This window comes from Facilibium subflavum, from assembly GCF_003574485.1.
Lineage (GTDB): Bacteria > Pseudomonadota > Gammaproteobacteria > Francisellales > Francisellaceae > Facilibium > Facilibium subflavum.
Genome location: NZ_QLIT01000075.1, coordinates 1 through 561, shown reverse-complemented (window position 1 = coordinate 561; position 561 = coordinate 1). Strand labels below are relative to the sequence as shown.

Genomic DNA, 561 nt, shown 5'->3' with positions numbered 1-561 from the left:
AGAGAAGTAGGAAGAGAAAAAATTTATTTATCATTAGGTTCTGTGAACCAAAAAAACTACAAGATGTGAAATTAAGTTGATTTAATTTAATTAAAAAATGATTTGCAAGGTTGCAATCCTTGGTTTTAAATATATTTGAGAAAAACAACAAAGGATTGCAAAATGCATTATCACATAAATGAAAATGCTTGGGAAAAGATTTATGAATTTTTAATGACGGTAAAGAGGATACACTGCAAAAATACGGAATCTTTGCGTTTATTCGTGGAAGGGGTTTACTATGTGTTACGAACGGGTTGTCAATGGCGTATGCTTCCTGAATACTACGGTCATTGGCGGGCAGTTCATAAACGTTTTATGCACTGGGCGGAACTTGGGATTTGGGATGAAATGATGAAACACATGAGCGATGCAGATATACAAGATGTAATGATTGATTCGACGATTGTCAGAGCGCATGCATGTTCTGCGGGCTATGACAATGTTGGGTATTGAGCTCTGTGCGTTAGGTAAGCGTAATGGTTGTTTTACAACGCCAATTCACCACCTACTTTATTCGCC

1 protein-coding gene is annotated in these 561 nt (G+C 36.7%); it reads left to right on the top strand.

The window, feature by feature from the left end; all coding sequences use genetic code 11:
• Positions 1 to 162: 162 nt before the first annotated feature.
• The gene (locus tag DNK84_RS05410) at positions 163 to 495 is read left to right on the top strand and encodes an IS5 family transposase (RefSeq protein ID WP_119343538.1); all 333 of its coding nucleotides are present in this window, start codon (positions 163 to 165) and stop codon (positions 493 to 495) included.
• Positions 496 to 561 lie beyond the last annotated feature (66 nt).